Origin of the sequence: Providencia alcalifaciens DSM 30120 (genome assembly GCF_000173415.1) — a bacterium.
Classification (GTDB): domain Bacteria; phylum Pseudomonadota; class Gammaproteobacteria; order Enterobacterales; family Enterobacteriaceae; genus Providencia; species Providencia alcalifaciens.
Map to the genome: position 1 here is coordinate 31201 of NZ_ABXW01000017.1, position 23849 is coordinate 55049.

20 protein-coding genes are annotated in these 23849 nt (G+C 40.5%); 13 read left to right on the forward strand and 7 right to left on the reverse strand.

From position 1 onward, the window contains the following. Window position 1: 1 nt before the first annotated feature. The 7 genes from recJ (at window position 2) to PROVALCAL_RS19960 (ending at window position 8664) form a co-directional block, all read left to right on the forward strand. Window positions 2-1735 (forward strand): single-stranded-DNA-specific exonuclease RecJ, encoded by a 1734-nt coding sequence (gene recJ, locus PROVALCAL_RS05080; RefSeq protein WP_006658052.1) that lies wholly within the window; start codon window positions 2-4, stop codon window positions 1733-1735. Window positions 1736-1861: 126 nt separating this feature from the next. Further along, window positions 1862-2963 (forward strand): peptide chain release factor 2 gene (prfB, locus tag PROVALCAL_RS05085; RefSeq protein WP_096759634.1). Its coding sequence is split into 2 segments (ribosomal slippage): window positions 1862-1939 and window positions 1941-2963, totalling 1101 coding nucleotides; the frame shifts between segments, so codons are not numbered across the junction. A gap of 7 nt (window positions 2964-2970) precedes the next feature. Continuing rightward, the gene (lysS, locus tag PROVALCAL_RS05090) at window positions 2971-4488 is read left to right on the forward strand and encodes a lysine--tRNA ligase (RefSeq protein WP_006658054.1); all 1518 of its coding nucleotides are present in this window, start codon (window positions 2971-2973) and stop codon (window positions 4486-4488) included. A gap of 702 nt (window positions 4489-5190) precedes the next feature. Continuing rightward, window positions 5191-5688: a hypothetical protein gene (locus PROVALCAL_RS05095; protein ID WP_006658055.1), complete on the forward strand. Its 498-nt coding sequence runs from the start codon at window positions 5191-5193 to the stop codon at window positions 5686-5688. Next, window positions 5685-6977: a hypothetical protein gene (locus PROVALCAL_RS05100; protein ID WP_006658056.1), complete on the forward strand. Its 1293-nt coding sequence runs from the start codon at window positions 5685-5687 to the stop codon at window positions 6975-6977. Before PROVALCAL_RS05095 ends, PROVALCAL_RS05100 begins: the two co-directional genes overlap by 4 nt. Before the next feature lie 59 nt (window positions 6978-7036). Then, on the forward strand, window positions 7037-8224 hold the full coding sequence (locus PROVALCAL_RS19535) for a coiled-coil domain-containing protein (RefSeq protein WP_006658057.1): 1188 nt from the start codon (window positions 7037-7039) through the stop codon (window positions 8222-8224). A 173-nt stretch (window positions 8225-8397) separates the two neighbouring features. Beyond that, the gene (locus PROVALCAL_RS19960) at window positions 8398-8664 is read left to right on the forward strand and encodes an FKBP-type peptidyl-prolyl cis-trans isomerase (RefSeq protein WP_006658058.1); all 267 of its coding nucleotides are present in this window, start codon (window positions 8398-8400) and stop codon (window positions 8662-8664) included. 155 nt (window positions 8665-8819) lie between these two features. Here PROVALCAL_RS19960 and PROVALCAL_RS05110 read toward each other — a convergent pair whose 3' ends face one another. The 3 genes from PROVALCAL_RS05110 to PROVALCAL_RS05120 form a co-directional block, all read right to left on the reverse strand. Continuing rightward, window positions 8820-9635: a helix-turn-helix transcriptional regulator gene (locus tag PROVALCAL_RS05110; protein WP_006658059.1), complete on the reverse strand. Its 816-nt coding sequence runs from the start codon at window positions 9633-9635 to the stop codon at window positions 8820-8822. An 894-nt stretch (window positions 9636-10529) separates the two neighbouring features. Next, window positions 10530-10913 (reverse strand): nitrous oxide-stimulated promoter family protein, encoded by a 384-nt coding sequence (locus tag PROVALCAL_RS05115; protein ID WP_006658060.1) that lies wholly within the window; start codon window positions 10911-10913, stop codon window positions 10530-10532. Window positions 10914-11088: 175 nt separating this feature from the next. Further along, window positions 11089-11301: a DUF465 domain-containing protein gene (locus tag PROVALCAL_RS05120; RefSeq protein ID WP_006658061.1), complete on the reverse strand. Its 213-nt coding sequence runs from the start codon at window positions 11299-11301 to the stop codon at window positions 11089-11091. A 265-nt stretch (window positions 11302-11566) separates the two neighbouring features. Here PROVALCAL_RS05120 and eco point away from each other — a divergent pair, with 265 nt between their 5' ends. Further along, a complete protein-coding gene (eco, locus tag PROVALCAL_RS05125) occupies window positions 11567-12043 on the forward strand; it encodes a serine protease inhibitor ecotin (protein WP_006661194.1) in 477 nt (158 codons plus the stop codon). Window positions 12044-12107: 64 nt separating this feature from the next. Here the strand turns inward: eco and PROVALCAL_RS05130 are convergent, their stop codons facing one another. Further along, entirely contained in the window at window positions 12108-12545 is a 438-nt protein-coding gene (locus tag PROVALCAL_RS05130; RefSeq protein ID WP_006658063.1) for a universal stress protein, read from the reverse strand. A gap of 364 nt (window positions 12546-12909) precedes the next feature. Here PROVALCAL_RS05130 and PROVALCAL_RS05135 point away from each other — a divergent pair, with 364 nt between their 5' ends. The 3 genes from PROVALCAL_RS05135 to dbpA all read left to right on the forward strand — a co-directional run bounded on the left by PROVALCAL_RS05135 (window position 12910) and on the right by dbpA (window position 16464). Further along, the gene (locus PROVALCAL_RS05135) at window positions 12910-13839 is read left to right on the forward strand and encodes a cation diffusion facilitator family transporter (RefSeq protein ID WP_006658064.1); all 930 of its coding nucleotides are present in this window, start codon (window positions 12910-12912) and stop codon (window positions 13837-13839) included. Window positions 13840-13987: 148 nt separating this feature from the next. Then, a complete protein-coding gene (locus PROVALCAL_RS05140) occupies window positions 13988-15028 on the forward strand; it encodes a galactose-1-epimerase (protein WP_006658065.1) in 1041 nt (346 codons plus the stop codon). A gap of 62 nt (window positions 15029-15090) precedes the next feature. Beyond that, entirely contained in the window at window positions 15091-16464 is a 1374-nt protein-coding gene (dbpA, locus tag PROVALCAL_RS05145) for an ATP-dependent RNA helicase DbpA (RefSeq protein ID WP_039861656.1), read from the forward strand. Between the two features lie 128 nt (window positions 16465-16592). Here dbpA and PROVALCAL_RS05150 read toward each other — a convergent pair whose 3' ends face one another. The 3 genes from PROVALCAL_RS05150 to prpB form a co-directional block, all read right to left on the reverse strand. Beyond that, window positions 16593-18047 carry a bifunctional 2-methylcitrate dehydratase/aconitate hydratase gene (locus PROVALCAL_RS05150; RefSeq protein ID WP_006658067.1) on the reverse strand — a complete coding sequence of 485 codons (1455 nt, stop codon included), beginning with the start codon at window positions 18045-18047 and terminating at the stop codon, window positions 16593-16595. 13 nt (window positions 18048-18060) lie between these two features. Continuing rightward, window positions 18061-19224: a bifunctional 2-methylcitrate synthase/citrate synthase gene (prpC, locus tag PROVALCAL_RS05155; RefSeq protein WP_039861642.1), complete on the reverse strand. Its 1164-nt coding sequence runs from the start codon at window positions 19222-19224 to the stop codon at window positions 18061-18063. 73 nt (window positions 19225-19297) lie between these two features. After that, the gene (gene prpB, locus PROVALCAL_RS05160) at window positions 19298-20188 is read right to left on the reverse strand and encodes a methylisocitrate lyase (protein WP_006658069.1); all 891 of its coding nucleotides are present in this window, start codon (window positions 20186-20188) and stop codon (window positions 19298-19300) included. 256 nt (window positions 20189-20444) lie between these two features. Here prpB and prpR point away from each other — a divergent pair, with 256 nt between their 5' ends. Both prpR and PROVALCAL_RS05170 read left to right on the forward strand, forming a co-directional pair. Then, on the forward strand, window positions 20445-22052 hold the full coding sequence (prpR, locus tag PROVALCAL_RS05165) for a propionate catabolism operon regulatory protein PrpR (RefSeq protein ID WP_006658071.1): 1608 nt from the start codon (window positions 20445-20447) through the stop codon (window positions 22050-22052). Window positions 22053-22660: 608 nt separating this feature from the next. Further along, window positions 22661-23803, forward strand: a complete 1143-nt coding sequence (locus PROVALCAL_RS05170) for an MFS transporter (RefSeq protein WP_006658072.1) — start codon at window positions 22661-22663, stop codon at window positions 23801-23803. Window positions 23804-23849: the final 46 nt, after the last annotated feature.

Consider the following 23849-nt stretch of genomic DNA (forward strand, 5'->3'; position numbering starts at 1 on the left):
TGTGAATGTTGAAACTTTTTTACGTCAAAGAGAATTAACGGGTGATGCTGCCGCATTACCCAATATTCCTGAGCTTTTGCAGCGTATTTATGCCTCTCGAGGGATCACTGATATCGCCCAATTAGAGCGAAAAGCCTCTAATTTACTCGATTATCGCTCATTATCAGGGGTTGAGAATGCATTAACGCTGCTCTATGTCGCACTGGTGGAGCATCAAAAAATTACCATTGTAGGGGATTTTGATGCTGATGGCGCAACCAGCACTGCATTGGCTATTCGTGCACTGAAAGCCATGGGGTATGTGAATTTAAATTATATCGTTCCTAACCGTTTTGAAAATGGTTATGGTTTGACGCCGCTAGTGGTGGATGAAGCCTATAAGCAGGGAACTGACCTGATTATTACCGTAGATAACGGTATTTCTTCTCATGATGGGGTCGATGCTGCTCATCAATATGGGATGAAGGTGATTATTACAGATCACCATTTGCCGGGTGAAATCCTACCAACAGCTGATGCTATCATCAATCCAAACCTGAGTGACTGCCAATTCGCATCAAAATCATTGGCGGGTGTTGGGGTTACGTTTTATTTAATGTCAGCATTAAGGGCGCACTTACGCCAACAGCAATGGTTTGAAAAGCAAGGGATCAGTGAACCTAATTTAGCGGAATATCTCGATTTAGTTGCACTTGGCACGGTCGCTGATGTGGTGCCATTAGATACCAATAACCGTATTTTAGTGCATCAAGGGTTAAATCGCGTAAGAGCAGGACGTTGCTGCGCGGGAATCAAAGCGTTAATTGAGGTATCCAAGCGAGATGCGTCTCGTCTTGTCGCGAACGATTTTGGCTTTGCATTAGGTCCTCGGTTAAATGCGGCTGGACGGCTCGATGATATGTCGGTGAGTATTGAATTGCTACTCACGGATGATATGGCACATGCGCGTGAGCTAGCTAATGAGCTTGATGGTTTGAACCAAACTCGTCGAGAAATCGAAGCAGGCATGCAGCAAGAAGCTTTGGTGTTATTTAATAAAATCGAATATAGCGACAATCAATTACCCAATGGGCTAGCTTTGTACCATCCTGAATGGCATCAAGGGGTTGTTGGGATTTTAGCATCGCGAATTAAAGAGCAGTTTCACCGTCCTGTCATCGCTTTTGCACCCGCCGGTGATGGGTTATTAAAAGGCTCTGGTCGCTCGGTTCAAGGTGTACATATGCGTGATGCGCTTGAACGTTTGAACACGCTGCAACCAGGGTTAATGCAAAAGTTTGGTGGACATGCCATGGCGGCTGGCTTGTCTCTTGAAGAGAGTAAATTTGACGCCTTCAAATACCACTTTGAGACGTTAATGGGGGAGCTTATTCAGCCTGAACTGTTATCGGGTGTGATCTGGAGTGACGGTGAGCTATTGCGTAATCAGCTGTCATTAGAAACAGCAGAATTACTGCGTGAAAGTGGTCCTTGGGGACAGGCTTTCCCTGAACCGGTATTTGATGGACATTTCCAGTTATTACAACAAAAGTTAGTGGGTGAAAAACATTTGAAATTGATGTTGGAGCCCGTTAATGGTGGACCCATGCTCGATGGTATCATGTTTAATATTGATGTTCGCCGATGGCCAGACAACAGTGTGAAAAAAGCTAAAATCGCATTTAAGCTGGATGTAAACGAATTTCGCGGCAATAAAAATGTGCAATTGATGATTGAGCATATTTGGCCGGATTAAACTGACGATACAATTCGTACAGAAATAGGGGAGTGATGCCCTATAAACCTGACAGGAATTCCGTTATACTAAACGGTTCGTGAATGGAAATATTTATCTTTATTGATCAACTATAAGATAGTGAAAATGACGTTTGAAATAAACCCAGTAAAAAGCAAGATTCAGGACCTGTCTGAACGGACAATGGTTCTGAGGGGGTATCTTTGACTATGATGCCAAGAAAGAACGCTTAGAAGAAGTGAACGCAGAACTTGAGCAACCGGATGTCTGGAATGAACCAGAACGAGCTCAAGCGCTTGGTAAAGAACGCTCTTCCCTTGAGGCAATTGTTGAGACTATTGACCAACTGACCCAAGGTATCGAAGACGTAGAAGGTTTATTGGAATTAGCGGTAGAAGCTGATGACGAAGAAACGTTCAACGAAGCGGGTGCCGAGTTAGACGCACTGCAAGGCAAGTTAGAACAACTGGAATTCCGTCGTATGTTTTCCGGCGAGTATGATAGTGCTGACTGCTACATTGACTTACAAGCAGGTTCTGGTGGTACTGAAGCGCAAGATTGGGCAAGTATGCTCATGCGTATGTACTTGCGTTGGGCCGAGTCAAAAGGCTTCAAAACAGAAATTATTGAAGAGTCCGATGGTGATGTGGCAGGTTTAAAATCTGCGACAATTAAAATCATCGGAGACTATGCCTATGGTTGGTTAAGAACAGAAACGGGTGTTCACCGTTTGGTTCGTAAGAGCCCATTTGATTCTGGCGGCCGTCGTCATACCTCATTTAGCTCAGCGTTTATCTATCCTGAAGTTGATGATGATATTGATATCGAAATTAACCCTGCTGATTTGCGTATCGACGTATACCGCGCCTCTGGAGCTGGTGGTCAGCACGTTAACAAAACTGAGTCAGCGGTGCGTATTACCCATATACCGACCAACATAGTGACTCAGTGTCAAAACGACCGTTCGCAACATAAAAATAAAGATCAAGCCATGCGCCAGTTAAAAGCGAAGTTGTACGAACTGGAAATGCAGAAGAAGAACGCAGATAAGCAAGCGATGGAAGAGAATAAATCGGACATTGGCTGGGGAAGCCAAATTCGTTCTTACGTCCTTGATGATGCGCGAATTAAAGATTTACGTACTGGTGTGGAAACGCGTAACACGCAAGCCGTGCTGGATGGTGATTTGGATAAATTCATTGAAGCTAGTTTAAAAGCTGGCCTGTGAGGAAAAAATGTCTCAAGAGCAACAGGGTGCAGAACACGCTCCCGATTTAAATAACGAACTCAAAGCCCGTAAAGAAAAACTGGTTGCGTTACGCGAACAGGGTATTCCGTTCCCAAATGATTTCCGCCGTGAAAATGTGTCCGATAAGCTTCACGCTGAATTTGGTGAAAAAACAGCAGAAGAGTTAGAAGATCTGAATGTTGAAGTGACTATCGCGGGTCGTATGATGACTCGCCGTATCATGGGTAAAGCATCATTCGCAACATTGCAAGATGTTGGTGGTCGTATTCAGATTTACGTTTCCCGCGATGATCTGCCAGAAGGTATTTATAACGAGCAGTTCAAAAAATGGGACTTAGGTGACATTCTGGGTGCTAAGGGTCGTTTATTTAAAACTAAAACGGGCGAATTGACTGTTCATTGTCATGAAGTTCGCTTGTTAACCAAAGCTCTGCGTCCATTACCAGACAAGTTCCACGGTTTATCAGACCAAGAAACACGTTATCGTCAACGTTACCTTGATTTAATTGCTAACGATGAATCTCGTAACACTTTCATCATCCGTTCTAAGATTTTAGCGGAAGTTCGTAATTTCATGGTCGATCATGGCTTTATGGAAGTTGAAACTCCAATGATGCAAGTCATCCCTGGTGGGGCTTCTGCGCGTCCATTCGTCACACACCATAATGCGTTAGATATCGATATGTATCTGCGTATTGCGCCAGAACTGTATCTGAAGCGTTTAGTTGTGGGTGGTTTTGAACGTGTGTTCGAAATTAACCGTAACTTCCGTAATGAAGGTTTATCTCCACGCCATAACCCAGAATTCACAATGATGGAACTGTACATGGCGTATGCGGATTACCGTGACTTAATCGTTCTGACTGAAGACTTATTCCGTATCTTAACGCAGAAAGTGTTAGGGAATACGGTTGTGAAGTATGGTGAGCAAGAATTTGATTTTGGTAAGCCATTTACCAAAATGACGATGAAAGAAGCTATCTGCAAATACCGTCCAGAAACCAATGTTGCGGATTTGGATGACATGGACAAAGCGGTTGCGATTGCTCAGTCTCTTGGCATTAAGATTGAGAAGAGCTGGGGCTTAGGTCGTATTCAGTGTGAAATTTTCGAGGAAGTTGCGGAAAGCCACTTAATTCAGCCAACATTTATTACTGAATATCCAGCTGAAGTTTCACCATTAGCTCGCCGTAACGATGAAAATCCGTTCATTACAGATCGTTTTGAATTCTTCATCGGTGGTCGTGAAATCGGTAATGGTTTCTCTGAGTTAAATGATGCGGAAGACCAAGCTGAGCGCTTTGCTGAGCAAGTTCGCCAGAAAGATGAAGGCGATGATGAAGCGATGTTCTATGATGAAGACTACGTCACCGCATTAGAGCACGGTTTACCGCCAACAGCAGGTTTAGGTATTGGTATTGACCGTATGGTCATGTTATTTACCAATAGCCATACTATCCGCGATGTAATCTTATTCCCTGCATTACGTCCTAGCAAAGCTTAAATTTTGCTTTTCATGCCCAGTAAATTGCTGGGCATGAACCTCTCAATACGTTGTCACCGTTCTATTTAATTAACCTATGTGAACTTACAATTAATTTGTCGTATTTTTCTTTTATAGCAAATAAAAGCTGAGTTATATCACGTTGTGCGTTAATTGAATGCCTGTATCTTTTAAGATAACTGCTATTCTTCGCTGGTTTTAATAAATGTAGAGTATTGTTTCATTAATACTTATTTTTATCATCAAGGTGAGCGTTAGCACTTTTTTGTTTTTCAGATTAAGAGAATTTAAGTCTTTTAATGAGTAAATCTACTTGATTGTAATTGATTGATTTTGATATGACATTGCTAATTAGGTTTACTTGATAAAACACGTGTAGATAACTGGATAGATAAAGTAAATAGGCATTACTCATTTTAAGTTATTACTAATGAGATGTGTTTTTGGTGTTAATAAATGGAGATAAACAACCAATAAATAGGAATACAGGATATCTTATTTAGAGTAGCGATGAGTATTATTGTCGTTAAAATAACGACACCGCAGCGTGGAATTATATTAGTGAAAAATAAAAATGCATTATATTTATGAGAAGACTCTATTTCTCTATTCGACTATATAGAAAATAAGAAGTTTTTAGCTTACACTAGGTTTCTAGGACATCATAATAATAGCGAAGAAAAGTACTGGTAAGGTAAATATATGTTTTTAAAAAATAAATTTTATGTCGCATCTTTGCTTGCGGTAACCACAGTTTTACTTTCTGGCTGTGTTTCTGGTCCAAACGCGCAAAATACGGCATCAGCTGATTCTCAACTAGCTACAGCATCAACGAAAAGTTCACAAAGCGGTAAGGTCGATAATTCTTACCCTGAATCACAAAATGTTTTAAATAATGCTTTAGATCGCTCGCCAAATAGTGCTGAGCAATCGGGCGTTGCTCCACTTAATACCTGTATTAAAGAACTCAGTTCATTGAAAACATTATCACCAGAAAATTACAATCGTCTGGTTGGTTCATTTAAGGAAGTGAGTGAAATCAATCAGTTGTATAAGCAAATCGAAGCAACTGCTAGCCCAGATACGATTGAACTATTGCAAATGGCAATTGAGTCTAAAACAAAAGTACTTTGTGCTAAGGTGCGTTACAACGCAGTGCTGTCAACGGAATCAACTTTGCAGAAAATTAATGGATTATGAGACTTAACCTAAGGCTTTGTGTCTCTCTGGCACTCTTCTCGACATGTTTTTCATCGGCATCCTATGCGGATCGTTTTAACAATGTCATCGATGACTTTGATACTTACCTTCAATCTGAAAATGAAGGTCAAAAGCCAAAGCCACGTCCTATCGAAGTGCCACTGAGTGTTAAATCACAAGCCCAGGGTTATGATGTTTTATCCACACTTTCGCCAGTTCCACTGCCGAAAGAAAACCGCCAAGTCAAGACGGTTAATGCAAGGAATACTAAAGAGAAAAAGGCCACTCAGCACGTATCGAATACGGTGACGGTGTCTCATTCTCAAAACACTACAGCGCCAGTAACCGCCACGGTACAAACGCAGGTCGAGCCTAAAACACAACCACAAGTAACAGAGCCGGTGACTCCTCCTGTTACAGAGGTTTGTGTGTTACCAACTGAGCCTTCATCTTACCAGCCGACATCTTCATACTTACTGCAAAGTAATCAATGGAACCCTAAGTATTTGGCGAAAGATTTTGCCAAATACCAAGTTATTATTGATCCTCTTGGTCTGTATTCTTCTGATTTCACGAAGAAAGCAGGGGCAGATAATGCTGCCTATTTAGCTCAGTTGGCAAACTTAATTGAGCAGCAACAATTAAAAAGCCTTTATCGCCTTGGCATTGCGCAAGGTGTGGGTGAGTTAATTGCGTACAATAAGCTTTTAACGGATGGTCAGCTAGTCAATAAGCTTACCAACTACAATAAAAGTATTGCTGAGCTAAATCGTATTATTGCTGAAAAACAATCTACGATTAATCAACTTAGCGAAGAAATTACAGCCAACAAGCTGAAAATTGATCAGTTACAAAATGTTGTGAAGTCGGTTGATAATAAAGTTGTTATCGATGAACTTAACAATGAGTTAACGAAATCGAAGGGGGCTGTTGCTGAAAAACAAGCCAGTTTGGAAGCGCTCGCCAAACAGAATGATCAGTCTTTAGAAACCATCAAAAAGTTGGAAAAACAACTTAATGATGGTTTGGTTAATGTTGCGAATACGAAAAAACAACTCACCGACAAAGATAAGCAAGTTACTGATGCTCACCAACGTATTGATCAGTTAACGGCAGAGATTGCGAAACTGCAATCTGACGCTAAACAGCAATTGGAATCGTCCGGTAATACGGATGAACAATTGAAAACGTTGAGCGCCAATTTATTAACGCAAGAAACATTACTGAAGCAGCGCGAAGATGAACTCAAACAAGTTCAATCGCAGAAAAATGATGCCAATCAGCGCTGAAACAGCAGCAGGATGCGATTAAACAGCTCGAGCAACAAAATCAGCAACTTGCTGAGCAAATGAAGCAGCAGCTCACTGACAAAGATAAGCAAGTTACTGATGCTCACCAACGTATTGATCAGTTAACGGCAGAGATTGCGAAACTGCAATCTGACGCCAAACAGCAATTGCAATCGTCCGGTAATACGGATGAGCAATTGAAAACGTTGAGCGCCAATTTATTAACGCAAGAAACATTACTGAAGCAGCGTGAAGATGAACTCAAACAAGTTCAATCGCAGAAAAATGATGTCCAATCAGCGCTGAAACAGCAGCAGGATGCAGTTAAACAGCTTGAGCAACAAAATCAGCAACTTGCTGAAAAATCAAAACAAAATGAAAAAATTCAAGTTGTTTTAGCTGAACAAACGGCTCAATTGGTCCAAAAAAATGCATTAGAAGTTGAGCTTGCTAATGCGAAAAAACAACAGCTTACTCAGCAAAATGCCCATGAAAAAATAGCTAAGCAGCTTACTGATAGCCAAAATCAGTATGCTCAGTTACAAGCTCAATTAGCAACAAATGAGCAAGGTTATGCAGAGGCCAAAAAACAACTGGCGCAAGCTAATGCTGAAGTGCAAAAACTGCGTACAGAATTAGAGAAACAGACTGAGCTTGCTGGAAAGGCGACTGATCAGCAAGTGAAAGAACTCACTACTGAGTTAAATCAACAAATTACGTTACTCAAAGCGAGAGAAGAGACGTTAACGAAATTAGATTTAGAAAATAAAAATGTCCAAAATTCGTTGAAAGCCCAGCTATCTGATAAACAACAGTTAGAATCTCAAAATGCGTTGTTAGCCTCACAAGCAAAAGAAAAAGAAATTCAAATTGCTAAGCTTGAGAAAGACATTGCGAGTCGCAATCAACAGCAATCAGATCTTGAGCAGAAATTGTTAGATGTTAATAAGCAACTGAATGTGCTGAAGTTAGAAGCTGAAAAATTTACGGCAGAGAATGTTGCTAAAAAAGATCAGGAATTACTTCAGCTTAAAAAGCAGCTGGATGAAAAAACAGCGGCGGATAGCCAATCTAGACAGGAGCTGGCGAGCGTTCAAGAAAATCTGAAAAAAGCAAAAGATGAGCTGGCATCACTGAAAGCATTTTCAACCGACGATGGATTAAAGTTGCAGATTAGAGATCTTAATCAGCGTGTCACTCAGTTACGTGAAGAGAATGATGCTTTAAGGGCGAATAAAAAAACGTAGCAGGTAAGGCTCCAAATATTATTCAAATTCCACCGGCAGATAATACGACGATTGCTAAAGAAAATGCGAAGCGCAATCAAAAGATTTTAGAAGATATAAAACAACAGAAATACAGTAAGTTAGATAATTTCACTTACTATAAAGTTTTACAAAAAGGTACGCCAATTACAGATGTGCAAGATAAAAAAATCACGCTGATCATGCGTGAGCAACTAACAGATGGCAAAGTGACTGTCATGCACACGGAAAAAAATCCGATGGTATTGCCTTATAATCAATTGCCTCCACCAATGAACTCTTTTGTCGAAAAAGTGGGTGTTGGGGGAATGGTTAAAATTTATATTGAACCTGAAGGTGGTTATGGCCCTGAGGGGATTCCTGGTGAAGTGCCACCAAATTCAATGTCAATTATTGATTTAAAAGTCATTCAAGCAAACTAGTTGATTGGTACATTTAACTAATGTGAAGGGGCTTACTAGAGATAGTAGGCTCTTTTTTATTTTAAGCGGTGTGATTGATAATGAGGTTGCCTTTCTGTCAGTGTAGCTAAGACATTAATCCTATACTGACAGGGCATATAACGTGAGGGAAGTGCTTAGGCGGCTTTACGCGACCTGCTAGGGGTATAACCAAAGCGCTTATGGTAGCTTTGCGTAAAGTAAGACTGACTTGAAAATCCGGCTTCCATTGAAACTTCCACAATACTCATCGAGGTATTTATTAATAACTGATGCGCATACATAATACGTTTTTCGCTGATCCAAGAACGTGGTGATGTTGCGTAGACCGTGTGAAATAGCTCTTTGAACGTGGTTAATCCCATACCGAAGGTTCGAGCAAACTCATTGAGTTTCCATTCTTTTAAATAATTATTTTCCATGAAGGTTTGTAAGCGTTCAGCTTGACGGTTACTGAGTTGTCGAAAATTAGACAACAATGCCGCTCCTTGCTCACTGTAAGATAACAATAAAAGTAACTCATTGATTCTCAGCTTAAGGATCATCTCCGGATACTGAGTCTGAATAAAAGACTCCAAGCTATTCTTTAACTCTTTGATTAATGGACTTATTGTAAATTTGATAATGTCATTAGCTGAGTTTTCAGTGCGCTCAATCTCGCTTAGCTGAGAACCGTATTGAGATAAGTATTCACGTAAAAATTTATCATCCAATGAGATCCATAAAAATTCACCATCTAACGTGTTATTTTCGGTCTTAAAAGAATACGAGCCTTGTTTATGATATAAAATGTCCCCTTCATGCAAGCTTTCATTTGCTGCTGGGGTTTCTAACAAAATAGACCCTTTTTCTATAATGATAAGGCCTTTAGAGGTTAAATCGAGTATCGCATGGGGGTTACTTTTATCTATGCGTACTTTTTTTATCACCTGATGGCTTAATTTACTGTTCATGGTAGCACCTTTATTAAAATTAGCTCTTTAAGTGATAGTGGAAATTAAATATCAAAATTTCACTCTCGGTTGATATAAAAAATCACTATGACCTTGATGATTGAAATTATATGAGCTGTTTTTTTATATGTCATATCGTAAATGAAAGTATTAATAAATATTTCAAAATATGGTTTTTGCGAACTATTTAAGGCAATTGTTCGTATATTTCGAGTGACCTATTTGGTACACCTTTCATTTATTCTAAGGATTACCGGTAAATCAAGATTAAAATGCTAGTTTTATTGTTTTTTCTGGTTTTATATATTTTATGTTTTTTTACTCTTTTTTGTGGTTTTTTTACCTTTTAAAGATAAGTAGTCGTTATTTGTGTTTTATCACAAATAATAGCCATGTAAATTATTAGGTATATACTCGTTAAAAACATCAATAATAAATTTTTCTTATGTATTAATTTGTTAATTACATCATCAATTAGATTAATGAATCATATTGATTTATTTTAATTATCAAAAAGGTCTATTTAAGCTAAATATTGAAATTTAAATCTCATTTTTGACATTTATTGGTTTGGGTGATGTTTTTTGCTTCTTATATAAGCATGGATTTTGGTTATTAATTATAGTTGGTTACTAATTTTTATATGAGCGTCATTTTTTGAAGCAAGCTTATTTATGATAAATCTGAGTAAATCTATTGGATTAACTGGAAATTATGGCATCCACCGTCAGCAGCTAAAAAAAGTGATAAAAAACTAATAAGATAGTGAAAGCAAGCAATGGGTGTTCATGAGTAGCGAGTTGTTAAATATATTTAACATTTTTACAGGCAAACTGTCTGTTGTTGCTCCTCCACTCGATGATATCGAATTGGTGGAATATTCTGCGGATAAGTCTATTTATCTAATTTTGATGTTGCTCGATTGCGAGGGGGGAGTTCAGGGACGGGTTTTCTGTCATCAATAAGGTGACGGATTGCCAAAATAGGGTGGGAATATAGCATTTTTGGGCCAGCCCAGCGCATAATTATTTTCATTTGTTCGCGTTGTTTTGGCTGATAGCAATGTATTGGGCATTGTTTACAAGCAGGCTTGGCTTCTCCATAGCGACATTTTTCTAGGCGTTTAACCGCATAGGAAAAAAGAGTTTGATAATACTCAGGGTTGTCGTCAGGCGCAGGATGCGACTTTTCATAGATTTTTATCATTTTTTCTATTGTGACAATTTCTCGAGATATTCTTTTTCCCACCGTAATAATCCTCGCCGTATAAAGATACATTTAATATATATCTTTTATTGCTCTATTTATAGGTGGTTAAATCAATAGAAATCTTGTTTTGAGGCGTACTCGCAAAAATGGCATAAGAGCCATTTCTTATGCCATTAACATTGTATTAGATTTTATATGCCAATTCCGCTTGATAAAGCCAGCCTAGCAATTGAGTGAAGGCATCTTACCGACTAGTTTGCATTATTCTTTGCATTTCATCTTTTAGATGTAGTTTTTCTTTTTTAAGTTTGGCGACTTGTTCGTTATAGCCAGCACCTGAAGGTCCTTCAAGCTTGCTAATTTCTTTATTCAATTGATGATGCTTCTCATAGAGAGACTGAAAGCGGGGATGTGTGGCAATTAATTGTGAAACTAAATCTTGATCAGCAGATAACATACTACCTCCTCAGAATGAATTAAGCCTCACTTTCAGTATAATCATTGATTGTTTTATGTACATCTTTATGGCGGGAATTTACATAATTTTTATTAATTTTATGATCCTTATACTAAAATTAAGTAATATCACTAAAGGATTAATAAGTTATCTATATTTTTGTAATTAAGAATCATCTATAGTGATTAAAGTGGCTGAATTGACCTACTATGTATAAAAGTCTAGTTTTTAATGTTGTTATTTTTTTACGAATAGGAATTTTATGATGAAAAAAGCGATTTTGTCTGTAATGGCTGCGGTGGCAGTTTCTTCTTGTGCAATGGCGACTGAAGATTTAGGAAAGATCGCTCCTTATCCAAAAGCAGAATCTGGTATGACTCGTCATGTTATTCAACTGGATACTAAGCAAAATGAATACGACTATATGGTTGAGTTAGTTATCGGTAAAACCATCAAAGCTGATTGTAACCGTCAATGGTTTATGGGTGATTTAGAAGAAAAAACCTTAGATGGATGGGGTTATAACTATTACAAATTAGAAGAAGTAAAAGGACCTGCTTCAACAATGATGGCTTGTACTGAGCCTGCAAAAGATCGTTTTATTACTACCCAGTTAGGGGATGACGCATTTGTACGCTATAACAGTAAGTTACCAATTGTTGTTTATGCGCCAAAAGATATGGATGTGAAGTACCGTATTTGGTCTACAGACGATAAATTAATGAACTCGATTAAGAAGTAATGCATTTAATGCCGCATCACCGTTTGATTCTATGATGCGGCATTTTTATTTTAAGCTTGCCTAATTAGCGAACGACAAACACCGATGTTTGAGCATGACGCACAATAGCAGATGCGGTTGAACCTAATAAATAAGTCGATGTACTTGGATGGTGAGAGCCGACAACAATGAGATCGGCATTAATTGTTTTTGCGTAGTCTAGAATTTCATCCTTGGCTGAACCAATACTGACCTGACAGGTAATCTGAGAGCTTGGAATTTTAACATCTCGGATCACTTCTTCTAATGCCCGCATTGCCAGTGATGCTCGTTCTGCTGAATTCCTATGGCTTTCAGGCAGGATAGCCACTTCAATACCAAAAAACAGTTCGACACTCGGGATCACGGAAAAAAAGTGAATCTCAGGCTTACCGAGTGTTGCGAGATCTTCCACATGTTTGATGATGTTTAAGTTTAAATCATCTTCTAACAGATCAATAGGAACCAATATTTTTTTATACATAGCCACCTCTTCATTTGTTATTTTAATTTGATTATATACCTATCATTTTATAAGTCATATGGCGCTGATGATTTTGTGATATTGGATTCATGTTGCAATGCCTATCTAATAAAGATAAATCTCCTCTATATATGGAATAGAGGCTATGCTGATAAATGATTTTTCTTTCTTTATTTATAGTTCCAATCTGAACAAGGATAGAAAAATAAAGAATAACCATTCTCAGTCAATGTAATCAATTGTTTACAATTTATTGTGGGACATTTAACAAATAATATGAGAGTATATTCGAAATTAATTAAGTCATTGAAAATCAACTATATTTAAATGATAATTGTTTTGTTTTTCATTAAGAAAATAACCTATGCATAAACATGAAATCCCAACTTCAACGAAGAAAGAATTCGCATTACAGCAAGAAAAGTTTAAGGCGGCGAAAAAGAGTACTCTGATTAGTGTTGCTGTTAATACTCTTTTGTCTATTTGGCAAATCATTGTTGGTGTATTTTCACATTCATCAGGTTTGATTGCTGATGGTATTCATACACTTTCGGATTTAATTGCTGACTTTGTTGTTCTTATTGCGAATAAGAAAAGCCATAAAAAGCCTGATGCAGATCACCCTTATGGGCATTTTCGTTATGAAAATGGAGCATCACTTATTTTAGGTATTATTTTACTGATAGTCGGTGTTGGTATGGGCTGGTCAGCTGTAGAGAAAATGATTAATCCTGCTCTGATACCTGAAGTTCATTCAATGGCTCTGGTTGCGGCATTGACGGCTTTGGTTGCTAAAGAAGGTCTGTTTCGCTATATGCTGCATGTGGCGAATAAAGTTAACTCAAGCATGTTAGTTGCGAATGCTTGGCATGCCCGCTCTGATGCGGCATCTTCATTAGTCGTCGCTATCGGTATTATTGGTAGTTTATGTGGCATTCGTATTCTTGACCCGATTGCAGCGTTAATTGTGGGGACGTTCGTTTTCCGTATGGGGTTTAAATTTACCTATCAATCCATGCAAGATTTAATGGATAAAGGTGCGGATGACGAAACGTTAGCGCAAATCAGTGATGTGCTAAAAGGAATCCCTGATGTTAAAGGTTTTCATGATTTAAAAACGCGTAAATCTGGCGATTTTTTTCTTGTGGATATCCATTTAGAATTAGATGGTCAAATGACAATTTTGGAAGGACATGATATTGCAGTGAATGTCCGAGAGCAATTAATGAAAAATCCTCAAATATTGGATGTTATGACTCACTTAGACCCTTATGACAAAGATTGCTTGCACTAATTCCTATTTGGTTATTGGGTAATTATGAGAAGGCTGACGTATTATACGCTCAGCTTTTTTCTTTTTACGTTATCGTGAATTCGTTTTATTATTGTTAAATAATGTCAGGCGACACGATAAGTGGAAATATAAGGAACACTCAGGAAAAATGCAGTTTACCAAGCAACAACGTCATACTCTGCGCACACCAAAGGTCGTTGCACTCACAAATAAACAGGGAATGAAAATTATTTTGAGTAGTTTGGGTGCAAGTTGGGTTAGCTGTATATTGCCGTTAGCAAGTGGTAAACGCGATATTATTTTAGGCTCACCAAATATGGCGGCTCAAATGGAGCAACGCGTCTATTTTGGTGCAACCGTGGGACGGGTTGCAAATCGCATTGCGAATTCCACTTTTGAGCTTGATGGGCATACCTATCAACTGACGCATAATCAAGGCGCTCATTGCCAGCATGGTGGGCGAGACAATTTTAGTTATCGGGTATGGGCGATTACTCAACCAGACCAGCAGCAAGCCATTTTTACGCTGGTGTCATCGGATGGGGATCAAGGTTTTCCGGGCGAATTAAAAGTTGAAGTACATTATGAACTGACAGATGATAATCAAGTTGTTATCAGCTACCGTTATCAATGTGATCAGGATTGTCCGGTCAATCTGACTAACTACACCTATTTTAATCTTGCGGGTGAAGACTCAGACCGAACTGCATTTGAGCATGACCTCCAAATGCACGCGCCATACTTCTTACCACAAAATCATGAAGGGCTCCCTACGGGGGAGTGGCGTGAAGTCACGGATACCTATTTTGATTTTCGACAAAGCAAACGTATTGGTCGTGATTATCTACAAGATGAAGACCAGCAAGCCGTGGGTGGGTATGACCACACATTTGTTTTTGACGGAGCGGTTACGGATGGACAACACATTGTCGCAACATTAGGCTCACCAAATGGGGATGTTCACATGCATATGATGAGCACTTCACCTGCAATTCATGTTTATACAGGTAACCACTTGGTTTCCGTTTTAGGAAAAAGCAAAACCTACACGCCTTTTTCAGGGGTCGTGTTAGCGACACAATATCCATTTGATGGTTTAGGGCATGCGGAAGCACATGAACCGCACGCAATTATTGCTAAGGCGAACCACATTTATACCAACCAAACTCGCTATCAATTTATTTTTTAGTATCATAGGCGAGGAGAGTTTTCTCTCCTATGATCTCTTTTATTTTATTCGGAATGTTAACTGTGACTTCATTTGCTGACTTAAATGCGCTTCCTGCGGAGCAACTCTCCAATCTGAATGAATTGGGCTTTATCACGATGACCCCAATTCAAGAAGCGGCATTACCCGCGATCCTTGCCGGCAAAGATGTCCGTGCACAAGCTAAAACTGGCAGCGGCAAAACGGCAGCTTTTGGCTTGGGATTATTACAACGTATTGATGCCAAAAATTTTAATACCCAATCCTTAGTTTTATGTCCGACCCGAGAATTGGCGGATCAAGTTGCGAATGAATTACGTCGTTTAGCGCGTTATATTCCTAATCTTAAAATTTTAACATTATGTGGCGGTGTGCCGTTTAGTGTACAACGTGATTCTTTGGTTCATGCCGCGCATATTTTGGTGGCAACACCGGGTCGTTTACTCGATCACCTACACAAAGAAACTGTGCAGTTAGACCATTTACAAACGCTGGTATTGGATGAAGCCGATCGTATGTTAGATATGGGGTTTGCTGATGATATCGATGCTGTAATTTCTTTTACGCCAGAAGATCGCCAAACACTCTTATTTTCAGCAACATGGCCGGACAGCATTGCGGCTATTAGCCAACGTATTCAGAAAAACCCACTGACCATTGAAATTAATTCAGTTAATGAATTGCCAGATGTGGAGCAGCAATTCTACGAAGTTGCTCGACATGACAAAATTGATTTATTGCAAAAACTCTTAAGCCGTGAACAACCCGCTTCTTGTGTGGTGTTTTGTAATACTAAAAAAGATTGCCAAGCCGTTTATGATGCCTTGATGGATAGCAATCAAAGCGTTTTAGTATTACATGGTGATATGGAGCAGCGCGATCGTGACCAAACGTTAGTGCGGTTTGCGAATGGGAGTAGCCGTGTTTTAGTCGCGACTGACGTAGCATCCCGCGGTTTGGATATCAAGGCGCTCGAAATGGTGATTAACTTTGAGCTTTCTTGGGATCCTGAAGTCCATGTGCATCGCATTGGACGTACTGCGCGGGCAGGAAAGAGCGGCTTAGCCATCAGTCTTTGCTCGCCAGAAGAAGCTCAGCGAGCCAATGTGCTTGAAGAGATGCTGAATATCAAGCTGAATTGGTTACCTGTACCGACAGGTTTACGAATTACCCCATTAGAAGCCGAAATGGTCACGTTATGCCTTGATGGTGGTAAAAAAGCGAAGATCCGCCCTGGAGATATCTTAGGGGCATTAACGGGCGAAGTTGGCTTACAAGGGGATGATATTGGCAAAATTGCGATTCACCCAATGCATGCCTACGTTGCGATTAAAAAATCAGTCGCGAATCAAGCATGGAAACAACTACAGCAAGGCAAAATTAAAGGAAAATCAGTAAGAGCCCGATTACTGAAATAATATTCTTCCCCGATATTTGAAGCCCTAGTTTTAATAACCTAAAACTAGGGCTTTTTTGTTTCTCTCAAGATGACACAGAGTAAAACGGTTGTTTACAGAAAAACGTTATGAATCGTGAAAACGTCTTTTTAAATCACAAATAAATCCAAATATTCATTCACTGGCATGTTCTCAAGCAACGGTTTATCTAATGACGCGGATAAAATTCGTCGTTGCTGAGCCTCAGGGAACTGGCGTGCTAAGTTAGTTCTGAACTTTTTAAGTAACAATGGCATGCCTTCTTGGCGACGACGTTTATGACCAACAGGGTATTCAATGACCACTTCATTTAAGGTTTGACCATCTTTTAATTTGATGGTGAGAGCATTGGTAATAGAGCGTTTTTCAGGATCATGATAATCCTGTGTAAACGCAGGGTCTTCGTGGCAATGCATTTTGGCTCGTAGTGCGTCAATGCGGCTGTCTTGAGCAATACTGTCCTCATAGTCAGATGCCGTAAGACGACCAAAAATAAGCGGGATCGCAACCATGTATTGAATGCAATGGTCGCGATCTGCTGGGTTTTGTAGAGGACCTTGTTTATCAATAATTCGAATGCAGGCTTCATGGGTACGAATTGCAATGGATTCGATATCATCGGCGCACTTACCGATTTCTTTCAGTTGGTTATGGAGTTGTAAAGCTGCTTCAACGGCGGTCTGTGCATGGAATTCAGCAGGGAAGGAAATTTTAAAGAGCACATTTTCCATGACGTAAGAGCCATAAGGTCGCTGAAATTTGAATGACTGCCCGCGGAATAAGGCGTCATAGAATCCCCATGTTTTCGCCGTTAAAGCCGTTGGGTAACCCATCTCACCTTTTTGAGCCATCAGTGCGAGTCTTACTGCACGGGACGTTGCATCACCTGCAGCCCATGATTTGCGGGAGCCTGTATTGGGTGTGTGGCGGTAGGTGCGTAAACTGTGCCCATCAACCCATGCGAGGGAAACCGCATTGAGGATTTGCTCACGAGATAGCCCAAGCATTTGTGCGACAACAGCTGTTGAGGCAACTTTGACCAAAATGACATGGTCAAGACCGACTTTGTTGAAGGCATTTTCTAGGGCGATGCAGCCTTGAATCTCATGGGCTTTGATCATGGCGGTAAGCACATCACGAATGACTAACGGTTTTTTGCCTTTAGCAATGTTTTCGCGAGAAAGCCAATCCGCAGTGGCTAAAATACCACCGAGGTTATCCGATGGGTGTCCCCATTCTGCGGCTAACCAAGTGTCGTTGAAATCTAACCAACGACATAGCGTACCAATATTGAATGCGCCTTGGACGGGATCTAATTGAAACTGCGTGCCAGGTACTTTGGTGCCATTCGGCACAATTGTACCTGGAATAATCGGACCTAATAACTTTTTACAAGCCGGGTATTCAAGGGATTCCATACCGCAGCCTAACGTATCAAGTAAGCAATAATAGGCGGTCTCGTAAGCTAATTTTGACGTGATGGGAAAATCGAGAACATAGTCGACGATATCCGTCATCACCGTATCAAATTGAACGTGTGGGGCTGTTTGGGATTGCGTTGTCATGGTTTTACCTTAATTAGCGCTGTTCAATAGGAACAAAAAGTTTATTTTCAGGACCCGTATAGTTAGCGGAAGGTCGAATAATTTTATTATCTTGGCGTTGTTCAATGATATGGGCTGACCAGCCCGCTATTCGGGCAATTGCAAATAGCGGGGTGTACATTGCAGTTGGCACGCCCATTAAGTGATAAACCACGGACGAGAACCAATCAAGATTTGGAAACATGCCTTTTTCACGTTTCATTACCGATTCGATATGATCTGCAATGGTATACAAATGTCGATTCATGCTTTGTTCAGACAGTTGTAGCGCCACTGATTTAATGATTGGATGGCGAGGATCTGCCAAGGTATAAACGGGGTGACCAAAGCCAATAATGACTTCTGAATTTTTGAGGCGAGCGACAATATCCTGCTCTGCATCTTCTATCGATGAGTAACGCTGCTGAATCTCGAGTGAAACTTCATTGGCTCCACCATGTTTGGGACCTCTTAAGGCTGCAATGGCACCAGTAATAGCAGAGTAAAAATCAGTCCCAGTTCCTGCAATAACGCGAGCGGCAAATGTTGAGGCATTGAATTCATGCTCAGCATATAAAATGGAGGCGATATGCATAAATTTTTCCCATTGTGCAGGCGGTTTTTTACCATGCAGCAAATGTAAAAAATGAGCGCCAATAGAATCATCGTCGGTCATGGTTTCAATACGTCGACCATGATGGCTAAAGTGATACCAATACAGCAAGATAGAGCCAAGAGACGCCAGTAAGCGGTCTGCAATATCTTTTGCTCCGGCAAGGGTATGAACCTCTTTTTCGGGGAGAACACAGCCCATCATTGACACTCCAGTGCGAATAACATCCATGGGGTGTGTATTGGCAGGAATGGATTCCAATGTTTGCTTCACATTGGTTGGCAAACCTCTTAAGGGCTTTAACTTCTCTTTATATGCCGCCAATTCAGTGCGATTTGGGAGCTTATCGTGGATAAGTAAGTAGGCCACTTCCTCATATTCGCATTGGGTCGCTAAATCGTGGATATCATAGCCACGGTAGTGGAGGTCATTACCATTACGACCGACGGTACAAAGCGCGGTATTCCCTGCTGTTACGCCTGATAAAGCAACGGATTTTTTAGGTTTGAAGCTTGGTGTTACAGCGCTGTTAAGTTGTTCATTCATCATGGATTCCTTGTAGGGGACAGAGACGACTACAACTTGCTCTATTCACGGTTTATTTGGTGATTAAAAAGGCTTAGCGTTTTTTATTTTGTGAAAATAACGCATCCAGTTTTTCTTCATATTGATAGTAATTGATGGATTTATAGAGCTCTTCACGGGTTTGCATTAATGGCACAACGCTTTTTTGCGTTCCTTCTTGGCGTAACGTGGTGTACACCTGTTCAGCCGCTTTATTCATGGCTCGAAAAGCGGAAAGTGGATACAGCGCGATGGCAATCCCGACGCTGCGAAGCTCATCAAGCGTAAATAGAGGTGTTTGACCAAATTCGGTTAAATTAGCCAATACAGGGACTTGTGTATGGCGAGTAAATTGTTGGTACATGCTTAACTCGGTGATGGCTTCAGGGAATAGCATATCTGCGCCTGCCTCGATGTAGGCGTTTGCTCTTTCTAGAGCGGCTTCGAGTCCTTCAACCGCGAGGGCATCAGTGCGTGCCATAATGACAAATTTCTCATCCACTCTGGCATCTACAGCAGCCTTAATGCGGTCAACCATTTCTTGTGTAGAAACAATCTCTTTATTCGGACGATGTCCGCAACGTTTAGCGCCTACTTGGTCTTCCAGATGCAGCCCTGCGGCTCCGGCTTTAGCCATGGATTTTACGGTACGCGCGACGTTAAATGCGGAGGGACCAAAACCAATATCGGCATCCACCATTAGCGGTAAATCACACACATCGGTGATACGACGAATATCAATGAGTACATCGTCAAGGGTAGAGATACCTAAGTCAGGAAGACCTAAAGAACCCGCAGCAACCCCCCCACCTGATAAGTAAATGGCTTTATAGCCCGCTTGTTGGGCAAGCAGTGCATGGTTTGCATTGATTGTGCCGACTAACTGAAGTGGAGACTCGTGGTTAATCGCCTCTCGAAATTTTTGACCTGCGGAATGGCTAGACATAAACACCTCATAATCTGTTAATTCTGTGTAAATGATCTTTGATAACTATAGTGAGATAGCAATTGATGTGCCAGTCTGCCCTGAAATACAAAAAATATTATTAATTGTTATATATCAATTAGATAAAAATAATCTGTTTTTATGTGATGAAAGAGTCACTATTGAGTGAATGAATTGGTGTATTTCATTGAAACACCATATTGTTACATGAAACAAAATTGAAACATCGTAAAGCGCAGTATTGCGGAGGAGAAAAATGGAAAAGCCGATTATTTGGACCGTCTCAGTATCTCGCCTTTATACGCTATTTCGTGATATTAGCCCCGAATTTAGCGCGCAAGCCGATATTACGGCACTTAATATCGGCTTTGATCAAGCTGTAGAAGAAGTGCGTCGCCGTCTAAAAGAGGGGCATTGTGATGCGATTATTAGTGCTGGATCTAATGGGGCTTACTTAAAAAGCCATATTTCTGTCCCAGTGATTATCGTTAACATTAATGGGTTTGATGTGATGCAAGCACTCGCTAAAGCACGAGAAATTAGCGATAAAATTGGGATCATTAGTTATCAAAAAATTATGCCTGCCTTAGAACAATTCCAAGAAAATTTTTGTTTGCAGATTGAGCAGCGAAGCTATGTGACGGCAGAAGATGCTCGAGCACAATTGAAGTCTTTGAAAGCGATGGGGATCCATGTTGTGGTGGGAGCCGGGCTTATCACTGATCTTGCCGAAGAAATGGGGATGACGGGTATTTTCGTCTATTCTACACAAACTATTCGGCAAGCCTTTTCTGATGCCATTGAACTTAGCCGAATGTCTCATCGACATGTACTTAACCAAGCAAATTATCCGCAGCTCAACATGGCAAAAGTTAGGCACACGATTAATGACCTTATCGGTTTATCGCCCGCAATGGAGCGGGTCCGCCAAACGATTATGTTATATGCTCGTTCAGATGCGACGGTGCTCATTCAAGGGGAAAGTGGGACAGGTAAAGAGATGGTGGCACAAGCCATTCATCATGAATTCAGTTTATTTAACCAACAAAAACGAAGTAAGCAACAAATGCCGTTTGTTGCCGTTAACTGCGGTGCGATTCCTGAAACATTACTGGAAGCTGAGCTATTTGGCTATGAAGAGGGCGCCTTTACGGGGTCTCGTCGTGGCGGGCGAGCAGGTTTATTTGAGCTAGCGAATGGCGGAACGCTGTTTCTTGATGAAATTGGAGAAATGCCAGTCGCATTACAAACTCGCTTATTACGTGTGTTAGAAGAACGTTCAGTGGTGCGAGTTGGGGGATACCGCCCCTTGCAGATCAATGTGCGCGTGATCTGTGCAACCCACTGTGATCTGGATAAATGGGTAGCAGAAGGAAGGTTTCGAAGTGACCTCTTTTATCGTTTAGGTGTGCTTCGTATGAAAGTCCCTGCACTATCAGAACGAGGTGATGATATTTTCATGCTTTCAGAACGATTATTAAAATTAGCTTTCGCAGGGTTGCAACTGCCACTTCCTGCTTTTCGAGTTCAGCAATTGCTCAGTTGTCGAGATTTTCTACTTGCCTATTCTTGGCCAGGAAATGTTAGGGAACTACGTAACCTAATGGAGCGGGTTGCGCTCTATTGTAGCGCCTATGCGGATAAAAGCATCAATCCAGACATGTTAATGATGCTATCTCCAGAAAGGCGTGCCGTGTCTACACCCCCAATTAGTCAACAAACAACAGAGTCGCTAGAGCAAGTGATGGCAAGGTTTAATGGCGATCGTAAGGCGGTGGCGGAGTATTTAGGGATTAGCCGAACTACTTTGTGGCGCCGTCTTCGTCCTAGTTCACGCTCTATCTGTGTTGGCTTCACTCGCTAACCCTAGTCACATACTAGTGTATACTCCTAGGGATTAGTTCATTTGCCGCCTTGCTACAGCGCGAACTAGTTAGGAGACAACTTGGAGTTAGAAAACAATTATTAAAGCAAGATAATAATTTATAAATAATGAATACCACTAATTAAGTATATTGATAAACTTGAGGCTAATTAATTAGCTAAATTAGTTTTGAATAAATTTCTTTTAAAAAAAACGATAAATATATTTTGAAAGATGGGACTGAAGCAGGGAGTTGTGTTTCAAAAAGTAACAATAGGGATTTTTTTGGGGATTATCTTATCATATTGATAATAAATGGTTTGCTTGTTTTTATGGCGATTTTTTAGGGGGTTTTACTGCATAAAAAAACGTGATTTTTCTCACATAAATAAATTTACTAGTCATCATTAGTTTTTCTCATTGTCATTCCCTCGATGAAAGATCTATATTGCGCTCAAATTAGCCTCATCTATTTAATTTCATCACTGCACTAGTCGCTAAGGTATATTCATTTTTGTGAATATTGCTATCGTCATGACCGACGTCTTGCAGCGCAGAGTATTTATTTTATTTTTGGAGAGTGGGACGTGAAAGAGTCCACCATTTTAATGCGTAAAAGCGACAATACCTTTGTACCTGTTGCAGGCTTAACCCTGTTTGCTATTGCATCTGGTTACCTGATGAGCTTAATCCCACTATCGATGGGCAGCTTTGATATTGATACTCAGTATGCGGGCTGGTTAGCGAGCGCCTACTATATTGGTTTATTGATTGGTTCAATGATGATTGAACCTGTGATCGCAAAAATTGGTCACCGTCTCTCTTTTATTGGTTTTCTCGTCATGCTGGCGGTTACCGTTATTTTATTGCCATGGACGCCAACCATTGAAGCATGGTTACCTAACCGTTTAATCGCAGGTATTGCGGTGGCGGGAATTTTTGTGGTGGTAGAATCGTGGTTATTGATTGGCGATAACCCTAAAGAACGTGCGAAGCGATTAAGCTTTTACATGACCTCATTATATGGCGGCACGACGTTGGGTCAGCTCGCAATTGGTGTTATTGGGACTCAAGGGGTTGTGCCATTTATTGTTGTATTAGGTTTGTTACTTGTCGCGATTTTACCGCCATTACTTGTGCGTCAAGGACAACCTGCATGTGGGCTGCACCAGAAGCTCTCATTGAAACAAATTACACGTTTAAGTAAACCCGCAATAATGGGCTGCATGGTCTCTGGAATTGTAATGGGCACCATTTATGGATTAATGCCGCTGTCTCTGAAAAATGATCACTATACAACTGACCAAGTCGGGGTACTGATGGCATCGATCATTTTGGGTGGGATGCTGATTCAGCCCGTGATCAGTAAGTTGTCGGTGATGATGAGCAAAACATTGTTATTGGCGATGGTGTCACTATTAGGCGTATTTGCGATGGGAATGATTTATATCTCAACAGATTACGTGGTGATGATCGTGGCATTAGCATTACTGGGAATGTCTTCATTTGCCTTATATCCCATCGCCATTACATTAGCGTGTGATAATTTAGACTCATCTTTTATTGTCGCTGCAACGCAAGTGATGTTATTTAGCTACAGTGTGGGTTCTGCGATGGGACCGATTGCTGCTGGCACATTACTAGAGCAACATAGTGGGCTAACCAATTTCTTCTTTATTGTATTGTTAGTGACTGCGATTTATATGTTGATCGCAAGTTTACGTCGTAAAGCGAGCGTCTTGGCTAACTAATTGAACTTGGTAGTGAAAAATAAAACGCGCTATTTTGACTCAGTAG